Genomic DNA, 19,436 nt, shown 5'->3' on the forward strand with positions numbered 1-19,436 from the left:
GGAGGAATAAGCGTGTTATTAACTCCGTTAAAACTAAGAGGAGCAGCTTTACTTGAACCGGTGGTACATGGCGATCACCGGGGTTTTTTTATGGAAAGTTATAATGAACAGATTATGAAGCAGCTTGGAGTGAATTACAATTTCATCCAAGACAATCAATCCCTCTCAGCAGAACACGGTGTATTACGTGGCTTGCACTACCAGCTTAATCCCAAAGCCCAAACCAAGCTTATTCGTGTACTTTCTGGAGCTATCTACGATGTCATTCTTGATATTCGCCGAAGTTCCCCAACCTATGGCCAGTGGATCGGGGTTATTCTTAGCGAGTACAATAAGCGTCAACTCCTTGTTCCTAAAGGTTTTGCTCATGGGTTCTGTACCTTGGTGCCGAATACACAGGTTCTATACAAAGTGGATGAATATTATTCCCCGGAACATGACCGCGGCATACTATGGAATGATCCGGCTCTGAACATTGACTGGCCGGTTAGCGAACCATTACTATCCGATAAAGATCGGAATCACCCGACATTTGCGGATGCAGAAATGAACTTTGACTAGGAGGTCTCTTTATGAAATTGCTTGTTACAGGCGGTGCCGGATTTATCGGTAGCAACTTTGTACTATATATGCTTCAGCAGCATCCAGAATACAAGATTGTAAACGTGGACTCGCTGACTTATGCGGGTAATTTGGAAAATCTGAAATCGGTGGAGAGCAACCCGAACCATACATTTATTAAAGCTGATATTACGGATGCCAAGACCATGGATGAGCTCGTAAGTCAAGGTATTGACGTTATTGTGAATTTTGCAGCCGAATCACACGTGGATCGAAGTATTCTTGAACCGGACATTTTCGTAAAGACGAATGTGCTGGGGACCCAAGTGTTGTTGGATGCCGCCCGTAAGTATGAGATTTCAAAGTTTGTTCAAGTCTCTACAGATGAAGTGTACGGTACCCTTGGAGATACGGGATTTTTCACGGAGAAGACACCGCTTGAACCTAACAGTCCTTACTCTTCAAGTAAAGCAGGGGGGGACTTGCTTGTTCGTGCTTATCATGAGACATTTGGCCTTCCTGTTAATATAACACGTTGCTCTAACAACTACGGACCTTATCAATTTCCGGAAAAGCTTATTCCGCTGATGATCTCCAAAGCCTTGGCGGATGAATCGCTCCCGATTTATGGCGACGGATTGAATGTTCGGGACTGGTTATACGTTGAAGATCACTGCAGCGCTATTGACCTTGTGATTCATAAGGGGAAAAATGGCGAGGTTTACAATGTTGGTGGTCATAATGAGCGAACCAATATACAAATTGTTAAGACTATTTTAGAGCAATTGGGTAAGCCGGAGTCACTCATGACATTCGTTAAAGACCGTCCAGGACATGATCGCCGCTATGGTATTGACCCTACTAAGATTATGAGCGAGCTTGGTTGGAAGCCGAAACATAACTTTGAGACAGGAATTAAAGAGACGATTGCGTGGTACTTACAGAATAAAGAGTGGTGGACTCGTATTCAGTCAGGGGCATATCAGGAGTATTACGCTAAGCAATATGGCGAACGCCTCGGTGAGAAGGCATGAAGGTACTGGTAACCGGAGCAGGGGGGCAACTGGGGAAAGATGTTGTCACAGTGCTTCAAAATACGGGCCATGAAATCTTAGGATGTGATCGTCAGCAGCTGGACATAACAAATTTGGATCAGTGTTATTCTGTAGTGAACACATTTCATCCAGATGCTATTATTCATTGCGCGGCGTATACAGCAGTAGATGCAGCTGAATCAGATGTTGAGGGCGCATACTTGGTTAATGCGGCAGGTACCCGCAATTTGGTGCTGGCTGCAGAACAGATACAAGCAAAACTGGTATACATCAGTACAGATTATGTGTTCGACGGTAATGGGCAGCAGCCGTACCATGAATATGACAATACTAATCCACAAAGCATTTATGGCAAGTCTAAGCGTGCAGGTGAAGTATTAACCCAATCCTTATCGTCTAAATATTTCATTGTGAGGACTTCATGGCTATACGGTGTGCATGGTAATAACTTTGTTAAAACTATGCTTCGATTAGCTCAGGAGAAGCCCTTGTTGAAAGTGGTAAACGATCAAAAAGGCTCTCCTACTTACACAGTGGATTTAGCTCGGTTTATAGGACAGCTTATTGAAACAGAGAATTATGGAGTATACCATGCATCCAACAGCGGGTCATGTACTTGGTATGAGTTCACACAAGCGATTATTGACGAAGCGGCTAAAATTTTGGGAATCAAAATAGAAGCACAATTAGAGCCATGTACAACGGCTGAATTTCCAAGGCCAGCTCCGCGTCCTAAAAATTCAGCCATGGAGCATATTTCCATACGAGTAAACGGATTTCAAGAAATCCGACCTTGGCGTGAAGGTCTGCAATCCTTTTTGCAAGAATTGTCCTTAAAATAGTCAACAGAGTCACAAGCGTGCTAAAAGGCTCCTGTTCTATACACATGGAATAGGAGTTTTTGTTTATAATGGATATAAAAATGTGGAGGAACTGTGGTGTGATTCCTAAAATCCAAGTTTTGTTGTCTACTTATAATGGCGAACAATTTCTTAAGGAACAATTAGAGAGCTTACTAGCACAGCAGAATGTTGATTTAAACATACTTATTAGAGATGATGGTTCAAGAGATTCCACGGTAAGCATTATAGATGATTTTGTAAGGAAGTATCCTCAGGTTATTCAATTGTATGTTGGTGAGAATAAAGGAGCAAAAGCAAGCTTTTTTGACTTATTAGAGAATATAGCAAAGCAACCTACTGATTTTGACTTTGTAGCTTTCTGTGATCAGGACGATGTGTGGATGGGGGAAAAGTTAATATCTGCCGTTAAAACTCTTCAGAACGATAAGAATCGTGATACTATCCCGTTAATGTATTGTTCAACAACTCAAATGGTACAAAGTGATTTGCGAAAGTTGGCTGTTTGGCCCAGGCCTCCCCGCCAGCCAATTGGTATTTATAATGCTTTAGTAGAGAACATCGCAGTCGGATGTACGACAGTTCTTAATAGAGAGGCCGTGAGTTTGCTTGCAGCCAATATGCCGAATAATATTACCGATGTAATCATGCATGATTGGTGGGCTTACATTTGCGTGTCTTCAAGTGGAAAAGTCGTATTTGATGAGAATCCCCATATTTTATACCGTCAGCATGCAAATAACGCCCTTGGAGGCGGGACTGATCACTGGCTAATGAAATGGCTTAATCGACTCAAAAGATTTTCAAATGGTAAGAATCATTATATTATCAGCAATCAGGCCAGAGTATTTCTTGAGACTTTTCAAAGTAAGTTGCCTCCTGAGCAGATAAATATAATTAGACAATTGGCGGACGTGCCCCGAAAAAGAGTCCTCGAGCGTCTATTTTTCGCGTTACGTCAGCCCTTTTATCGCCAAAGTTCCACGGATAACCTGGTTTTGAAGGTTCTTATATTTCTCGGCAAGCTCTAAACTCTAAACCTCATCTGAACTCATCTTAGGATGGGTTCTTTTAGCCTTGGTAGATATTGTTAAGATGAAAAAACATTACCTTTATGATCTCTTAGTCCTATTATAATATTAAAATTTTATATTCAACTAAGCCTTTAGTATGTATAATAAGATAAACGCCCATAACGTTAGGCGTAGTTTTGTTTATCTAATCACAGGGGAGGAAGAAAGATTTGAAACAGCTTAGAAGAAAAAGCAACAAATTCCTGAGCCTGGTTCTCGGACTTTCATTGCTGGTTTCATCCGCAGTGGGATCGTTTGCTGCACCAGCACAGGCAAGCGCCGAGTCAGCAGCCAAGGCGAACAGCCTTCAGCAGCATTGGGCAGGAGCAGTCCTGAAAGAATGGCAGGACAAAGGATACATAAAGGGAGATGAGCAGGGCAACCTGCAGCCGGACGGGAAAGTAACCCGGGCTCAGCTGGCGGCATTGATCAACCGTTCATTTCAGCTGGAAGAGTCCAAGACGGTCTCTTACAGCGATGTTAAGGCAGAGGCTTGGTACTACAAGGATGTAGCCAAGGCAGCGGCCAAAGGTTACATGAAAGGTTATGAGGACGGAACCTTCAAGCCAGATGCTAAGGTTAGCCGACAAGAGCTGGCGGTTATTTTAACGTCATTGCTTGGGCTTAAACCTTCCGATGCCACCAACTCCTTCAAAGATACGGCGAATAGCCCGGCTTGGAGCAAAGGGGCGATCGGCGCTGTAGCGAACAGCGGACTTATGAAGGGGAATGACGGAAAATTCAATCCTCTTGCACCGGCAACCCGTGCCGAGGTTGTAAGCGTGCTGGATCGTGCGTTGAAGCAATCCGCCGCTCAAACTATCGTAACCTACGATAAAGCGGGAAGCTATGGGCCAAGCGCTGGAACCGAAACCGTTAAAGGTTCAGTACATATTACCACCGCGGATGTAACTTTGAACAATTTGATCATTGAAGGCGATTTGCTGCTGGGCGAAGGCATTGGAGAAGGGGACGTTACCCTGAACAATGTTACCGTCAAAGGTTCCGTGACCGTCGAGGGCGGCGGCAAGAATAGTATTCATGTCGTAGATTCCGTGCTGATTACGGTTATTGTCAATAAAAAAGACGGAAGCGTCCGTATTGTTGCCGAAGGCAACAGCGTAGTGTCACAGGTTACCCTGCAATCGGGCGCTATTCTCGAAGAAGCGGGACTGAGCGGATCGGGATTCCAGGATCTGATCCTCTCGGAGCAAATTCCGGCGGGAGCAGAAGTATCTCTCGCAGGTCAATTCGAGACAGTTGACGTGGTGGCGACTTCGCTAAATATCAACTTGACCTCGGGCTCCATCGGTGAGCTGTCCATTGGCGATCAAGCGGCGGGCAACAATATCCAAATCGGTGCTTCGGCGCTCATTTCCTCGCTGATCCTGAACGCAGCGACGAATGTGGGCGGACGAGGCTCGATCGGGCATGCTACAATCAATGCTCCCGGTTCAACCCTGGCACAGCGTCCGGGAATCATAAGCTACAATAACAATAGCTCCGCTAACATTGGCGGACAGTTATCCTCAGGCAGCACAGGGAATTCAAGTGGATCAGGTTCAAGTAACAGCGGCAATAACGGCGGCGGTTCGACTCAGCCTGAGCGCAATCATCTTATCGTAACGAACGGTAAAGTAAGCTTGAAGTTCATTAGTACAGTCTCTGGCCTGGAGCTTGCGGATTTGAATGTCGCTGCGACGGTTGCGGGGGATGCTGTCAGCTTGGAGAATGTTGCTTTCGATAGCTTGGCTAACGAGCTATCCTTTGATCCTTTATCGTTGGAAGAGCATTATGGCAAGCAATTGGTTGTAGAGGTAACTCCTCAAGAAGGAGTAACTAAATTTAGCGGGACATTAAGCGGAAGCGTGCGTCTTGAAGGCTTCGCCGGTACAATTGTTGATGTAGACGACCAGCCGGTGGCAGACATGACGATCAAATTCCGCAGAGGTCTTGCCAATACAAACGGCGCTGTAGCTGCTACAGTAGTTACCGATCAGAACGGACGGTATTTGGTCAACCTTCCTGCTGGCGTTTATACAGGTGAGTTGAACAAAGCTGGGTTTATTAAAGGATATGTTGTTGGAGTATCGGTTAGCGATACGTTCAACCAGAATGAGGATGCTACGGCAATTAAAGTGCCGGAATCTGGGGAGCTTCGCATTGTACTGACATGGGGCGAGAAGCCTCGGGATGAGGATTCCCACCTCATTGGCCCTACACCGGCCGGTGGCAATTTCCACACATGGTATGGAGACAAAGAACATCGCTTTAACGGCGAATTGTATGCGGATCTGGATCATGATGATGTCGATTCCTATGGTCCAGAGACAACAACTATTCGCAAAAGAGTCGATGGGATTTACACATTCTACGTGCACAACTATTCCCGAAACGGTTACGATGGCAAGGAAACCTTGCGCAAATCTACCGCGAAGGTAGAAGTTTACGATGCAACCGGCAATCCGCTGGCAACTTACCATATCCCTACGGGAGAAGGTACTGAGCTCTACTGGCATGTTTTCGATATGAAAATCGAAGGCACCAACATTGAGTTCATCGACAAAAACCTGCTTGTAGATACCGCCCCTAGCGGTTCTGTATCCGAGCCAAGCGCAGAATACGCGCTTCTGCAGCAGGAAAAGAATAAGCTGGCTTCAGTAACAACAGTTACTTATGATGTACAGTTGGATTCGGCATTGTCATTGACTGTTCCAGGGGAAGCTTTATTAGCAGACACGCAACTCAAAATCCTGAATGTGTCCCCGGTCTCCGTAACGGATGATGTCTACTTGGTGAAGAGCTTGGATGAAAGCGAGCTTCTCTTCGCTCAATACAACAATTCCGGCGAAACAGCAAGGTACAATGTCGAGGTCGAGTTAACCAGAGGAAGCCTTGCGATTACCGGATGGATTTCTGTTGCTGTGCCGACGTTGGATGTTTTGCTAAATGAAGCAAAAGATTCCGCAGAAGCTTTGGGCAGACCGGAACTTGCGGGCGAAATTCAAGCTGTTGAAGATGCGCTGGGCAACGGCGTCGACGAAATGGTCAAAATTGCGGCCCTGCAGTCTCTCCTCGATGCTCTAGCAAATCTGTAATTAGTCAATAAATTAGAAGAAGCGGCTTTCAACGGTGCAAACCTATGAAAAGGCCGCTTCTTTTTCCGTTTAATATAAAGTAACTCTATCTATATGTTATAATGTCGATAGATTACTATTTTTGTCAGGGGCGCGTTTTATAATGGACTTAAGCATCATCATCGTTAGTTACAATACCTGCCGCCTAACGCTCGATTGCCTGCAATCGGTGTTCGACTCCAGGACGGCTTATCAATATGAAGTTTTTGTAGTCGATAACGCTTCTTCGGACGATTCCGTAGAGGCGATTTCACGCGAGTTCCCGCAGGTGATTCTTATCGCCAATGAGGAGAATACCGGCTTCGCCAAAGCGAACAATCAGGCGATGGAGATCGCTAACGGCCGCTATGTGCTGCTGCTTAATTCGGACACGATCATTCAGCCGGAGACGCTGCAAACGATGATATCCCTCATGGATGAGCGGTCTGATCTTGGCGCAGCAGGCTGCAAAATCATTCTTCCCGACGGCTCGCTGGACAAAGCCTGCCGCCGGGGGTTCCCTACGCCATCGGCCTCGTTCTATTATGCGTTTGGCTTCTCCAGACTGTTTCCCAATACGCCGCGCTTCAATCAATACCAGTTAGGTTATCTCGATCCGGACGAGGCTTATCCGGTCGACTGCCTGATGGGGGCCTTCATGCTCGTGCGGCGAGAGGTCATTCAGCAAATCGGCGGCCTGGACGAGACCTTTTTTATGTATGGCGAGGATGTCGACTGGTGCTACCGGATCAAGGAAGCGGGCTGGGGCATTCAGTATGAGCCAGCTACATACATTGTTCACTATAAAGGAGCGAGCAGCCGCCGCAAGCCTTTTAAAATCATCTATGAATTCCACCGGGCGATGTGGGTATTCCACCGCAAGCATTATAAGCGCCATTATTCGTGGCTGACCAATGCCATCATTTACTTGGGGATCGCAGTAAAATTCATGCTGTCCTTAGCCAGCAACAAATTGAAGCCGGGCAAGCCGGCAACTCGGCCGCTGCCTGCGTCAGCCTCAACTCAGATGACCCAAGGAACCGACAGTAACATGGAGGTGAGACGATGATCCGGAAAAATCAGCGTTTTCTGACCCAGCTGTATATTTTGGCTGATTTCATGTTCGTCCAGCTCGCTTTTCTATTGGCTTGGTGGGTGAAGTTCGAGAGCGGCATTATTCCTTACGAGCAGCCGCTGCCTATGGAGATTTATGCATTCTGGAGCCTGGTTTACGGCGCCGTAACCATCCTGGTGGGCATCCTAATTTCCTTTTATTCGCCCAAACGCAAGAAACGGTTCGCCGATGAAGTGCTGAAGATCATTCAAGTGCATTTCACAAGCCTCGTTATCCTGCTCAGCTTGATGTTCTTCGTGAAGCAGGTCGACATTTCAAGGTACTATCTGGCAATTTATATGGGCTTTAATCTGCTGTTTATTATGCTATACCGTTATTTTCTAAAAAGATCGCTAAAACAGCTCCGCCGCAAGGGCTATAACAAGCAGTTCGTGCTCATTATCGGAGCGGGCTCGCTCGGCCGCAAATTCCATGACAACTTGAAGTTGTATCCGGAGCTCGGTTACGAAATCATCGGATTTCTTGACGACTATCAGCAGTGGCATCCCAATGAAAAGGGCAAATACAGCCCAATTCTCGGAACAGTCGATCAACTCGTAGAAATTCTGGAAAGCAAGCTCGTTGATGAAGTGGTGCTGGCTCTGCCGCTGGACGCGCATTCCAAATACGCGAGAATCATAGCCGCTTGCGAGAAGGCCGGCGTACGGGCGCTGATTATCCCCGACTTTTTTGACTATTTGCCGGCAAGGCCGTATTTCGACAATTTCGCGGGCATGCCGATGATCAACGTGCGCGACATCCCGCTTGATATGGCGGGGAACCGTCTAGTGAAGCGGGCCTTTGACATCGTATTTTCCATAGCGGCTATTATTATAACCTTGCCCGTGATGCTCTTCGTCGTGATCGGAATCAAGCTAACTTCGCCGGGCCCGGTTATTTTCAAACAAGAACGAGTCGGGCTGAATCGCCGGACCTTCCAAATGTATAAGTTCCGTTCGATGAACGTGCTGCCCGAAGGGGCCGTTGACACGGGCTGGACGACGGAGAACGATCCGCGGCGGACGAAGTTCGGGGCATTTATCCGCAAGACGAGTATCGACGAGCTGCCGCAGTTCTTCAACGTGCTTGCGGGGCATATGAGCGTCGTAGGACCCCGTCCGGAGCGGCCTTACTTTGTGGAGCAGTTCCGGGAGGAAGTGCCGAAATACATGGTGAAGCACCATGTCCGCCCGGGCATTACCGGTTGGGCGCAAACGCATGGGCTGCGCGGGGACACATCGATAGAAGAGCGGATTCAGCATGATATTTTCTATATCGAAAATTGGTCGATGCTGCTGGATATCAAAATCATTCTGCGGACGATCATTCACGGCTTCGTGAACAAAAATGCTTACTAGACCAAACTTCGTGAACCAAAGGATGTTGTTAGACGATGAGAAACAAGCTGTTATATAGTCTGCTGGTCGTCTGTGCGCTAGGAATCGTGCTGCTTGCGATATGGCAGCGGCCGGCAGAGCCATCATTCACCGGCTTCAAAGCTCACCGCATCATCGCCCATGCCATGGGCGGCATTGAAGACATGACCTACACGAATACACGAGACGCTTTTATAGCCAACTACGAGAAGGGTACCCGGGTGTTTGAAGTGGACCTGCTGCTGAGCAAGGATGATCAGTTGATTGCTCGTCATGAATGGGGACAATTTTTCACGAACATGCTCCGTCAGCAGGACGGGATCAGCGAGGAGCGGTCCGGGGCTGTTTGGTCGGCAGAGGAATTCAAACAGGCCAAAGTCGACGGAAGATACGAGCCGTTATTTTGGGACGATATCGTAGAACTGCTGGCCGAATATCCGGATATCTATATTGTGACAGATACGAAGCAGATTAAGCCTGAGGAAATCGACAGTATTTTTGCCAAAATCGTTGACAGTACGAAGCGCAAGGATCCGAACTTGTTGGAGCGCATCGTGCCGCAAATCTACAACCAGCCGATGCTGGGGCAGATCAAGCAATATTATCCTTTTGATTCCGTGATCTATACGCTCTATCAATCGCAGGACAGTGACCGGCAGGTGGTCAATTTTGCTAGGAGCAACGGAATCGCCGCAGTGACCGTGTCTGAGGGGCGTGTTAACGAGCAGTTGGTTAAATCCTTGAAGCGGGCTGGAATACCGACTTATGTCCATACAATCAATGATATGAAGCTGGTGTCCGACTATAAAAAAATGGGCGTCTATGGCTTCTACAGCGATTTTCTGGCTGGGGACCAAGCGGATTCTGCCTCATGATCTGTTCCCCTTTCATGCGAACATTGACACGGTATCCTTCGTCACTTAGACTAGGAATGAAACGACTATATTGCGATGGAACAGGCATCATGAATAATGGGAATTTAAGGTGGCGGGGCGTGTGGCAGGCCCCGTTTTTCGTGCCGATGTGGGAGGAATGGGATTGAAGCAAACGATATCGACCTGGCGACATGTGTTCAAAATAGACCCCGACCGCAATTTGGATGATGCGGCCCTGGAGGCGATCTGCCTGTCCGGTACCGACGCCGTCATGATCGGAGGCTCAAGCGGCGTTACCTATGATAATACGGTAGAGCTTCTATCGCGTGTCCGACAGTTCGAGGTTCCTTGCGTGCTGGAGGTATCCAGCCTGGAAGCGGTCGTTCCCGGCTTTGATTTATACATGATTCCGATGGTGCTGAATACGAAGCACCCCGATTGGCTGATCGGTCATCATGCGCGAGCCGCCCATAAATATAGCTATTTGATCCCTTGGGAGCAGTTGATTCCTGAGGGCTATATCATTTTGAACCCGGATTGCACCGCGGCAGCCGTCTCCGAGGCGAATGCAGCCCTGACGGAATCCGAGGCGGCGGCATATGCGGAAATCGCCGACAAACTGCTGCATCTGCCGATTGTTTATGTGGAATATAGCGGCATGTTCGGCAATCTGGATCTGGTCTCCGCCGTCCATCGCTCATTGAGCGGTTCGCAGCTGTTCTATGGCGGTGGGATCAAGGATGCCGGCACGGCGCGGCTGGCCGCTGGGGCCTGCGATACGATCGTGGTTGGCAATGCGCTGTACAGCGATCTGGAGCAGGCGCTGTTAACGGTGGCTGCGGTTAAGCCAAGACGAGTGTAGGCAGCTGTCTATATCTGCCCGGCGTTCTGAACTGAAGGAAAGGAGTATCTCTATGCAACCTGTGAACATACAAGATGCGATAACAAAACTAAATCCCGAGCAGCGCAAAGCCGTGGTAACGACCGAGGGACCGCTGCTCATTATGGCGGGGGCAGGCAGCGGTAAGACGCGGGTGCTTACGCATCGGATCGCTTATCTTATAGCTACGCGCAAAGCTCCGCCGTGGGCCATTCTGGCGATTACGTTTACCAACAAGGCGGCCCGGGAAATGCAGGAGCGCGTTTCTCAGCTGGTAGGACAAGAAGGCAAGGACATTTGGGTTTCGACCTTCCACTCGATGTGCGTTCGGATTTTGCGTCGGGATATTGAGCGGATTGGCTTTTCTTCGAGCTTCTCTATTCTCGATTCGACCGACCAGCTGTCCGTCATTCGCAATTGCATGAAGGATTTGAATATCGATACGAAGAAGTTTGAGCCAAAGGCTGTCCAAGCGATGATTAGCACCGCCAAGAACGAACTGATCACCCCTCAGCAGTATGAGCAGAAGATAGGGGACTACTTCGAGGGCATCGTGGCCAAAGTGTATACCATGTATCAGAAACGGCTGCGCCAGAACAATTCCCTGGATTTCGACGACCTGATCATGAAGACGATCGAACTGTTCAAGGAAGTACCCGATGTGCTCGACTTCTATCAGAAGAAATTTTCCTATATTCATGTCGATGAATATCAGGATACGAACCGGGCCCAATATATGCTCTGCAAGCTGCTGGCCAACAAGCATCACCGCATCTGCGTCGTGGGTGACAGCGACCAGTCCATCTACCGCTGGCGTGGAGCAGACATTACTAACATTCTCAACTTCGAAGAGGATTATCCTGAGGCAACAACCATTTTCCTGGAGCAGAACTATCGCTCTACCTCGAATATCCTCAATGCGGCCAATGCTGTCATTGCCTTGAATACGGGCCGCAAGCCCAAGAACCTGTGGACCGACAAAGGCGACGGCGACAAAATTAAAGTATATCGCGCAAGCTCCGAGCACGACGAAGGCTACTTCGTCACCTCGGAAATTCATAATAGCATCAAAAGAGGCAGAAGCTATCGGGACCATGCTATTTTGTACCGGACAAACGCGCAGTCCCGGGTGATCGAGGAAACGCTGATCAAATCGGATATTCCTTATCAAATTGTCGGCGGGATCAAGTTCTACGACCGCAAAGAGATCAAGGACTTACTCGCTTATTTGCGGCTGCTGTCCAATCCGGATGACGATATCAGCCTGACGCGAATTATCAATGTGCCCAAAAGGGGCATCGGCGATACAACCGTTGGCAAGCTGGCGGCTGCGGCTGCGGAGCGGGGAGTATCGATTTTCCGCCTGCTCTATACAGTGGACGACCTCGGATTTTCCGGACGGACGCGGAATGCGCTCGTCGAGTTCTATGACATGCTTGCTGCGCTGCATCAAATGGTCGAATATTTATCCGTGACCGAGCTGACGGAGAAGCTGCTGGAAATGACGCAGTACCGGCTGGAGCTGCAAAATGAGAATACGATCGAATCCCGCTCCCGGTTGGAGAATATCGATGAGTTCCTCTCCGTGACGATGGAGTTTGAGAAGAATAACGAAGACAAGACGCTTGTTGCCTTCCTGACCGATTTGGCGCTGATTTCCGATATCGATACGATGAACGATGAGGAGGAGGATCAGCCTGGAGACGCGGTTATCTTGATGACTATGCATAGCGCTAAGGGACTGGAGTTCCCTGTCGTCTTCATTATCGGCATGGAGGAAGGGGTCTTCCCGCACAGCCGTGCGTTTCAAGATAATGAAGAGCTGGAAGAGGAACGCCGTCTTGCTTATGTTGGCATAACGAGAGCGGAGGAGCGTTTGTTTCTCACCTGCGCGCAGATGCGCACGCTCTTTGGCCGGACAACGGCCAATGCTCCGTCCCGGTTCCTAGAGGAGATTCCAGAGGAGCTGAAGGAGGATACCGAAATGGCCCGCGACCGCTACCGGCGGGGCGCAGGGATTGGCGGGGCATACAGCGGCCGCGGATTCGGCGCAGGAGCAGGAAGCAACTTTGGCCACCGGTCTGCCGACCGGGGAGGGACACGAACGTCTGCGCCGACCTCGAGCGGCGTAACCGTGACCACCGGTGTTACCGGAGCCCAGACCGCGAAGAAGGCAGATTCTGCCGACTTCAATGCGGGCGATAAAGTGGCGCATGGCAAGTGGGGCATCGGGACGATCGTAGCGGTTAAAGGCACAGGGAATGATATGGAACTGCAAATTGCATTCCCTGCGCCGACTGGAGTGAAGCGGCTGCTTGCAGGCTTCGCACCGATCACGAAAGTGGAAGAGTAATCATATTTAGGAGGGTTGTCCGCATATGGATGCGATGCAAACGATGGAGCGGCTCGTCGAGCAATTGAATCAATACAACTATCATTACTATACCTTGGATCAGCCTCTGGTAAGCGATAAGGAATATGATGCCCTGTACGATCAGTTAACCGCGCTTGAAGCGGAGACGGGCATCGTTCTGCCCGATTCTCCGACGGGCCGGGTTGGCGGAGAGCTGCTGAAGGGCTTCGAGCCGCATCGTCATTTGGCTCCGCTGTGGAGCTTGGACAAAGCGCAAACGGAGGAGCATCTGATTAACTGGAATAATCGGGTAATTCGCCTGATCGACGATTATAACAGCAAATATCCGGACAATCCGCTTCCGTCGCCGACTTATGTCGTCGAGCTTAAATTCGACGGGCTGACGTTGAATCTGACGTATACGGACGGAAAGCTCGTGCAGGCTTCCACGCGGGGGAATGGCGTCGTCGGCGAAGGGATTCTAGCCCAGGTGAAGACGATTAAATCGGTGCCGCTGACGATTCCTTACCGCGAAGGGACGATCGAGGTTCAGGGCGAGGGCATCATGAATTTATCCGTCCTGGCCAAATACAATGAGACCGCCGCCGAGCCGCTCAAGAATGCCCGCAATGCCGCTGCTGGAGCGCTGCGGAATTTGAATCCGCGGACGACGGCTGAACGAAAGCTGAACGCGTATTTCTACAACGTCGGCTATTCCGACAATATTCAGTTTACGGACCATCGTCAGATGATGGACTTCCTGAAGGACAATCGTTTCAAAGTCAATACGTATATCGAATATTTCGATGATTTCACCCAGGTGATGAAGGCGCTGGGGCAAATTCAAGAGCGAAGGGATTCGCTCGATTATCTGATTGACGGAGCCGTCATTAAAGTCACGGACATGAGAACTCGCGAAGTGCTCGGTTATACGGATAAATTCCCGAGATGGGCGATTGCTTATAAATTTGAAGCCGAGGAAACAACGACGATTCTGGAGTCAGTATCCTGGAACGTCGGGCGAACCGGCAAAATTACGCCGCTCGCCAGGGTCGAGCCTGTGGAGCTCGCCGGCGTGACGGTACAGAACTGTACGCTGAACAATGTCGGGGACATTGAGCGCAAGAACCTGAAGTTTGCCCTGGGAACCCGGGTGTTCATCCGCCGCTCCAATGATGTCATCCCGGAAATTCTTGGCAAAGTGACCGATGAGCAGGATGGCGGGGAAATTGTGTTCCCGGATACTTGTCCGGCCTGCGGCTTCCCGCTGGAGCAGCGGGGAGCGCATCTATTCTGCAACAACCGCTTCGATTGCAAGCCGCAAATCGTCACCCGCATCACTCACTTTGCTTCCCGGGATGCAATGGATATCGAGACGCTTAGCGACAAGACGGCCGAGCAGCTATTCGAAGAGCTGGACATTCACGAGCCGGCGGATCTGTATGAGATTACTTTCGAGCAGCTTGTTAAGCTAGAGCGCTTCGGGGAGAAGAAGGCGAATAATTTGCTGGATGCGATCAACAAGAGCAAGGGGCGGGATTTGGCTTCCTTTCTGTATGCGCTTGGCATTCCGAATACCGGCAAATCGACCACAAAGGTGCTGGCCGATCATTTCCGCGATCTGAAAGCGATCATGTCAGCAACCGAGGAAGAACTGATGCAGCTCCCGGATATCGGAGGCATTGTCGCCGAGAGTATCGTTACCTTCTTTGCCGATCCATTCATGCAGGCGGGCATTCACAAGATGCTTGAGCTTGGCGTGGAGGCTAAAGCGCCGGAGGAGCGAAGCCCTGTGAAGGACTCCTTTTTCACAGGCAAAACGGTAGTGCTGACTGGGACGCTGCACCAGCTCAGCCGCGATGAGGCGACAGAGCGTCTTGAAGCTTTGGGCGCTAAGGTAACGGGAAGTGTATCGAAGAAGACCGATCTCGTCATCGCTGGCGAGAAAGCGGGCAGCAAGCTGACCAAGGCTAAGGATCTTGGCATCCCGGTTATCGAGGATGAGAATGAGTTCGTTCGGTTATTGACCGAGTAGAACGCAGGACATCATGCTGGATTGAATTAAGAAAGTGGGAATATCCCTCAGCAAGCAGCCGCTTGCTGGGGGTATTTTTTATATTTAAATATAGGCTCTAGCAGGCTTTATAAATTTTTCTCATATAAAAAGCTTCCAAAATGTAACCATGTTGCCATCAAATACGTTTATAATGGTGAACTAGAGAAAATACAAATTTTGGAGGTAAAAATGTCTATTAAAGGAATGAAGAAGGCGCTGTTCTTGATCATGTGCCTCGTGCTTGTGGCGGGATGTACTAGCAATCCCGGTTCCAAAGAGCCCGAGCAGCAAAGCTTGAGAGTAATGTTCTGGGATGAAAACTACTTTTTCCAACAATACGGCGATTTATTTACTATGCAGCACCCTAATATTGAGATCGAAGTTGTAAGCACTAATAATATCTATAGAGATATGGGTCCGGATGGGGATTATGATAAGGCTTTTAAGGATTTTATCGATAAGGAACAACCGGACGTGCTTATGGTAAGCATTGATCAGATGGAGACTTATATTTCCGAAGGCAAAATTCGTGAGCTAGATACTTTGATTGAGCGGGACAAATACAGTATCGATACGATTTACCCCGCATTGATCGAGCTTCTGAAGGAACGCGGGGATAATAAGATTTACGGTCTGACCCCGAATTTCTACGGTTCGGCGATTTTGTATAACGCGGATTTGTTTGCCAAGCATGGTGTGGAATTGCCGCGCGACGGCATGAGCTGGTACGACATTATTGAGTTGGCCAAGCAGTTTCCTACCGAGGGCGATGAGAAGACTCGAATATATGGCTTCGACAATAACTGGGGAATCAATATGACGCAGCTTGCCTCGATGATTTCCTCGTCTGAAGGAATTGAACAGATCGATACGAATTCCATGAAGCTTACGTTGAATACCGAATCGTGGAAAAAAATCTATCAGACCTCTCTTGATGCCATGAAATCCAATGTGTTTTATAATCCTGGAGAAGATGGCTTCAGAGGCGGTTCGATGGAGGAGTACTATCAAAGTCAGCCGTTTGTAATGGGAAGAGCCGCAATGACGACCGGCGACACGTATGTGCTTCGCAATTTGAAGGAAGCTGCGGATGCCTTGAAGGATTACAAGCCTTTTGAAATCGGCATCGTGGCAGGACCGGCATCATCTACTGACCCGGATAAATCCAGAAACATCGGCATAAGCGAAGTATTTGCCATTTCGGCAAATTCTCCGAATGCGGATGCTGCTTGGGAATTCATCAAATTCGTTAATGGTGACCAGTTCGCCAAGATTAAGTCGAGAAGCCTGAACAATGGATTGTTGTCCCGGATGGGATATACCGACGAATATAACGGCATCAGTCTTGAGGCTTATTATAAATTGAAGCCGCTGCCGACGGATTACTCGGGAATGAGAAAAATCCCTAACGGATTTTATGAGAAATTCCAGCCTCTGCTTGATACGGAGCTGAAGGCCGTTGAAGATAACACCAAATCCTTGGATGAAGCTTTGGCTAAGATTGAGGCCGAAGGCCAAGTCGCTTTGGATCAAGCGCTGAAGGAACAGGAAGAGAAGAAGAAAGAAGAGGAAGCCCAAGGCGGCTCCAGTGAAGGGTCTGCTGATGATTCCGCGGGAACCGCAGACTCCAGCGAAGGCTCTGACGGAGCGGAAGGCTCAGCGGAAAACAGCGCGAACGAAGGCTAACCCGAAGACTCTGACTCGAATAGGGAATTCCCTTATTTTTTAAACTCTTCGAGTGCTCTATAATTAACACAATCGAGAAGAGCGAGCAGGATTCGGTGTAAGGCGAACTATCCTAGAGCTCCCGCAGATTGGGAGAGAATGAGGCTGTCACAATGAATGCTGACGGAATGATCTGGTGAACCGGGCCGCTATGGAAGAACGGATGGGTGTATATGAAACGACTATTGTACGGCATCGTTATGCTTTGCTTTATGGACTTGTTTATACAGCTGCCTGTCATGGGACCGTTCGCCAAGAGCCTTGGCGCCGGGTCATTCATTATTGGTCTTGCCGTCGGATTGTATTCGCTGACCAATATGTTCGGAAATATTGCGGCAGGCTACTGGATTGACCGCTACGGAGCACGAAATATTTTACTGCTGGGATTTGTTCTGACGGCTGTCGTTATGATGCTATATCCTCTAGTTAGTCAGCCCTGGCATTTGATCATCGTACGTTTTGTTCATGGTTTGACTGGTGGACTCTTAGTGCCCAGCGCCTTTACTTTAATCTCGCATTTTGCTTCGACTCAGCAGCCGGGTAGAGCGATGGCTCTCTCCGGTGCGGCTGTCGGAGCGGCGGCGATTGTAGGCCCGGCTGTAGCCGGGATCACGAAGGCTAAGCTGGGCCTTCCTCCTTTATTTTGGGGGACGGCCACGCTGCTGATGCTTGGCGGTTTATTGGTGGGGGTGACGATCCCGGCGTCACAAGCGAAACGGATTACCCGGAGGCTTCAGCTCTCTCGTTCGGTGGAAGGGCTCGGGGCTATGCTTCGCAAGGGGCCGGTGCTGCAATCTTATATTGGAGCATTTTCGCTTATGTTTGCGATGGGGGCTTTAACCTATGCCTTGCCTCTGAAAGCGGATGAGCTTGGCTTCCCGGCACAAGCCTCAGGGCTGATGCTAAGCACGTTTGGCATAGTTGCGATCGTTGTATTCGTTATGCCAAGTAATCGCTGGTTTGATCGACTGTCTTCGCTCCTGCTGATGTTTTCTGGCGGGACAGTCATCATGCTGGCGCTGCTGCTGCTATCATTTTTTCATCAGCAGGCAGCCATGTTTGCTGTCATGGCTTTCTATGGGCTTGGATTTTCCTTGCTATTTCCGTCTTTGAATTCTTTACTAGTTAAGAATGTTAGCGAGGAATTCAAGGGAAGAGCATTCGGCTTGTTTTACGCGTTCTTCTCGCTTGGCGTCGTAGCAGGTTCCTCGGGAATAGGGGCTCTGACAGCGGATTATGATATTGCTCTGCGTATTGCGTCAGGATTCATATTGTTGGCAGGTAGTGTGGTTGCGCTGTTGAAATATGCGGAGTTCAAGGGAAAAGAGAGAAAAACTGCTTAAATCAATGGATATTTGAATTTCATAAATCACATCTGGTTAATCCTCTTGAAGTTAGGATTAGCCTTTTTTATTTGTCATATTAAACTAATCTAATCGTAGTACTGAGAGGTTGTCATGTATAGAAAAATCCATCGGAATAGCATACAGATTGTTAGCAAATGGTTTATCCCTATATTCTTACTCTCGCTGCTGCTAGTCTCCGCTTGTGGAAAAGAGCAAGGAAACCCGGATACTAACCAGAAGACAGCGATAAAGGTCATGTATTGGGATGAGACTTCGTATTTTAACAGTTTCGGCGATTTGTTTGCGATGAAGTATCCCCATATTGAGGTTGAGGTTGTGAGCACCTGGGAGCTTCAAAAAGGTGGGGATTCGAAGCAAGCGCTAGAGAAATTTATCGAGAGGGCTGCAGAATGAGCAGACTAGGAAACTGACCATCAACACGCCCTCATGGAGAAATATCTACCAACTCGCATTGGAGGGCTGGGCGTCGGGCACTATTTATAGTGAGGGGGACTTCCGTTCTCTAGGGGATGGGTTGATGGAGGACTATTATAGAAGGCAGCTTTTCTTAATGGGACGAATGGCGATGGTCGTCTCGTAAAGTGCAGGCTGCGGATTTATTTACCAGCCTAAAATACGAAAATAAATATTGCAATATGTCCTTGGACGTGATAAATTATTACTTGTCGCTCGAAACGAGCTAAATAAATTAGCGTCGAATACAGTTGACAACAGCGTGATGGTTTGATATAATATTTAATTGTTCGACAAAATTTGATTTAGAATCAATGATGGAGAACAGAAGGCAAGTTCTTTGAAAACTGAACAAATGGAACTCGTTATTTTTTAGATTCAATAATGAATCGTCAGATTCAAAATGAGCAAGTCAAACACCTTAGCTGAAAGAGATTTTACCTTCGGTAAAACTTCCTTTCACCTGGGATGAAAGATCCCGTCCATTGGATAAGTGATGCTTTCATCCTTTATTGGAGAGTTTGATCCTGGCTCAGGACGAACGCTGGCGGCGTGCCTAATACATGCAAGTC

The 19,436-nt window shown here is 48.6% G+C and carries 14 protein-coding genes and 1 rRNA gene; all 15 read left to right on the forward strand.

Going from position 1 to position 19,436, the window contains the following annotated elements; genetic code table 11:
- The first annotated feature begins 12 nt into the window (after positions 1 to 12).
- Positions 13 to 561, forward strand: a complete 549-nt coding sequence (gene rfbC, locus GNP95_RS19840; RefSeq protein WP_330163528.1) for a dTDP-4-dehydrorhamnose 3,5-epimerase — start codon at positions 13 to 15, stop codon at positions 559 to 561.
- Positions 562 to 572: 11 nt separating this feature from the next.
- Complete coding sequence (gene rfbB, locus GNP95_RS19845) at positions 573 to 1,595, forward strand: dTDP-glucose 4,6-dehydratase (RefSeq protein ID WP_155612581.1); 1,023 nt, start codon at positions 573 to 575, stop codon at positions 1,593 to 1,595.
- Entirely contained in the window at positions 1,592 to 2,458 is an 867-nt protein-coding gene (gene rfbD, locus GNP95_RS19850; RefSeq protein WP_155612582.1) for a dTDP-4-dehydrorhamnose reductase, read from the forward strand. Before rfbB ends, rfbD begins: the two co-directional genes overlap by 4 nt.
- Positions 2,459 to 2,526: 68 nt before the next feature.
- Entirely contained in the window at positions 2,527 to 3,507 is a 981-nt protein-coding gene (locus tag GNP95_RS19855; protein ID WP_230873921.1) for a glycosyltransferase family 2 protein, read from the forward strand.
- A gap of 212 nt (positions 3,508 to 3,719) precedes the next feature.
- Positions 3,720 to 6,647 (forward strand): S-layer homology domain-containing protein, encoded by a 2,928-nt coding sequence (locus GNP95_RS19860; protein WP_155612583.1) that lies wholly within the window; start codon positions 3,720 to 3,722, stop codon positions 6,645 to 6,647.
- A gap of 142 nt (positions 6,648 to 6,789) precedes the next feature.
- Positions 6,790 to 7,734: a glycosyltransferase family 2 protein gene (locus tag GNP95_RS19865; protein ID WP_155612584.1), complete on the forward strand. Its 945-nt coding sequence runs from the start codon at positions 6,790 to 6,792 to the stop codon at positions 7,732 to 7,734.
- Complete coding sequence (locus GNP95_RS19870) at positions 7,731 to 9,137, forward strand: undecaprenyl-phosphate glucose phosphotransferase (protein WP_155612585.1); 1,407 nt, start codon at positions 7,731 to 7,733, stop codon at positions 9,135 to 9,137. Before GNP95_RS19865 ends, GNP95_RS19870 begins: the two co-directional genes overlap by 4 nt.
- Positions 9,138 to 9,172: 35 nt before the next feature.
- Positions 9,173 to 10,030: a phosphatidylinositol-specific phospholipase C/glycerophosphodiester phosphodiesterase family protein gene (locus tag GNP95_RS19875; protein ID WP_155612586.1), complete on the forward strand. Its 858-nt coding sequence runs from the start codon at positions 9,173 to 9,175 to the stop codon at positions 10,028 to 10,030.
- A 163-nt stretch (positions 10,031 to 10,193) separates the two neighbouring features.
- A complete protein-coding gene (gene pcrB / locus GNP95_RS19880; RefSeq protein ID WP_196427256.1) occupies positions 10,194 to 10,892 on the forward strand; it encodes a heptaprenylglyceryl phosphate synthase in 699 nt (232 codons plus the stop codon).
- A gap of 52 nt (positions 10,893 to 10,944) precedes the next feature.
- Entirely contained in the window at positions 10,945 to 13,263 is a 2,319-nt protein-coding gene (pcrA, locus tag GNP95_RS19885) for a DNA helicase PcrA (protein ID WP_155612587.1), read from the forward strand.
- A gap of 25 nt (positions 13,264 to 13,288) precedes the next feature.
- A complete protein-coding gene (ligA, locus tag GNP95_RS19890; RefSeq protein WP_155612588.1) occupies positions 13,289 to 15,298 on the forward strand; it encodes an NAD-dependent DNA ligase LigA in 2,010 nt (669 codons plus the stop codon).
- 210 nt (positions 15,299 to 15,508) lie between these two features.
- Positions 15,509 to 17,005 (forward strand): ABC transporter substrate-binding protein, encoded by a 1,497-nt coding sequence (locus GNP95_RS19895; RefSeq protein WP_155612589.1) that lies wholly within the window; start codon positions 15,509 to 15,511, stop codon positions 17,003 to 17,005.
- 212 nt (positions 17,006 to 17,217) lie between these two features.
- Positions 17,218 to 18,387 (forward strand): MFS transporter, encoded by a 1,170-nt coding sequence (locus GNP95_RS19900; protein ID WP_155612590.1) that lies wholly within the window; start codon positions 17,218 to 17,220, stop codon positions 18,385 to 18,387.
- A gap of 258 nt (positions 18,388 to 18,645) precedes the next feature.
- Positions 18,646 to 18,804 carry a hypothetical protein gene (locus tag GNP95_RS25840; RefSeq protein ID WP_196427257.1) on the forward strand — a complete coding sequence of 53 codons (159 nt, stop codon included), beginning with the start codon at positions 18,646 to 18,648 and terminating at the stop codon, positions 18,802 to 18,804.
- A 569-nt stretch (positions 18,805 to 19,373) separates the two neighbouring features.
- A 16S ribosomal RNA gene (locus tag GNP95_RS19910) occupies positions 19,374 to 19,436 on the forward strand; the annotation flags it as partial.

The organism is Paenibacillus woosongensis, from assembly GCF_009725165.1.
Taxonomy (GTDB): Bacteria; Bacillota; Bacilli; order Paenibacillales; family Paenibacillaceae; genus Fontibacillus; species Fontibacillus woosongensis.

What these genes read in the sequence shown, in the direction of transcription:
- rfbB (WP_155612581.1), top strand. Translation starts at nt 573, where the DNA reads ATGAAATTGCTTGTTACAGGCGGTGCCGGATTTATCGGTAGCAACTTT.
- rfbD (WP_155612582.1), top strand. Translation starts at nt 1,592, where the DNA reads ATGAAGGTACTGGTAACCGGAGCAGGGGGGCAACTGGGGAAAGATGTT.
- GNP95_RS19855 (WP_230873921.1), top strand. Translation starts at nt 2,527, where the DNA reads ATGGATATAAAAATGTGGAGGAACTGTGGTGTGATTCCTAAAATCCAA.
- GNP95_RS19865 (WP_155612584.1), top strand. Translation starts at nt 6,790, where the DNA reads ATGGACTTAAGCATCATCATCGTTAGTTACAATACCTGCCGCCTAACG.
- GNP95_RS19870 (WP_155612585.1), top strand. Translation starts at nt 7,731, where the DNA reads ATGATCCGGAAAAATCAGCGTTTTCTGACCCAGCTGTATATTTTGGCT.
- GNP95_RS19875 (WP_155612586.1), top strand. Translation starts at nt 9,173, where the DNA reads ATGAGAAACAAGCTGTTATATAGTCTGCTGGTCGTCTGTGCGCTAGGA.
- pcrA (WP_155612587.1), top strand. Translation starts at nt 10,945, where the DNA reads ATGCAACCTGTGAACATACAAGATGCGATAACAAAACTAAATCCCGAG.
- ligA (WP_155612588.1), top strand. Translation starts at nt 13,289, where the DNA reads ATGGATGCGATGCAAACGATGGAGCGGCTCGTCGAGCAATTGAATCAA.
- GNP95_RS19895 (WP_155612589.1), top strand. Translation starts at nt 15,509, where the DNA reads ATGTCTATTAAAGGAATGAAGAAGGCGCTGTTCTTGATCATGTGCCTC.
- GNP95_RS19900 (WP_155612590.1), top strand. Translation starts at nt 17,218, where the DNA reads ATGAAACGACTATTGTACGGCATCGTTATGCTTTGCTTTATGGACTTG.
- GNP95_RS25840 (WP_196427257.1), top strand. Translation starts at nt 18,646, where the DNA reads ATGTATTGGGATGAGACTTCGTATTTTAACAGTTTCGGCGATTTGTTT.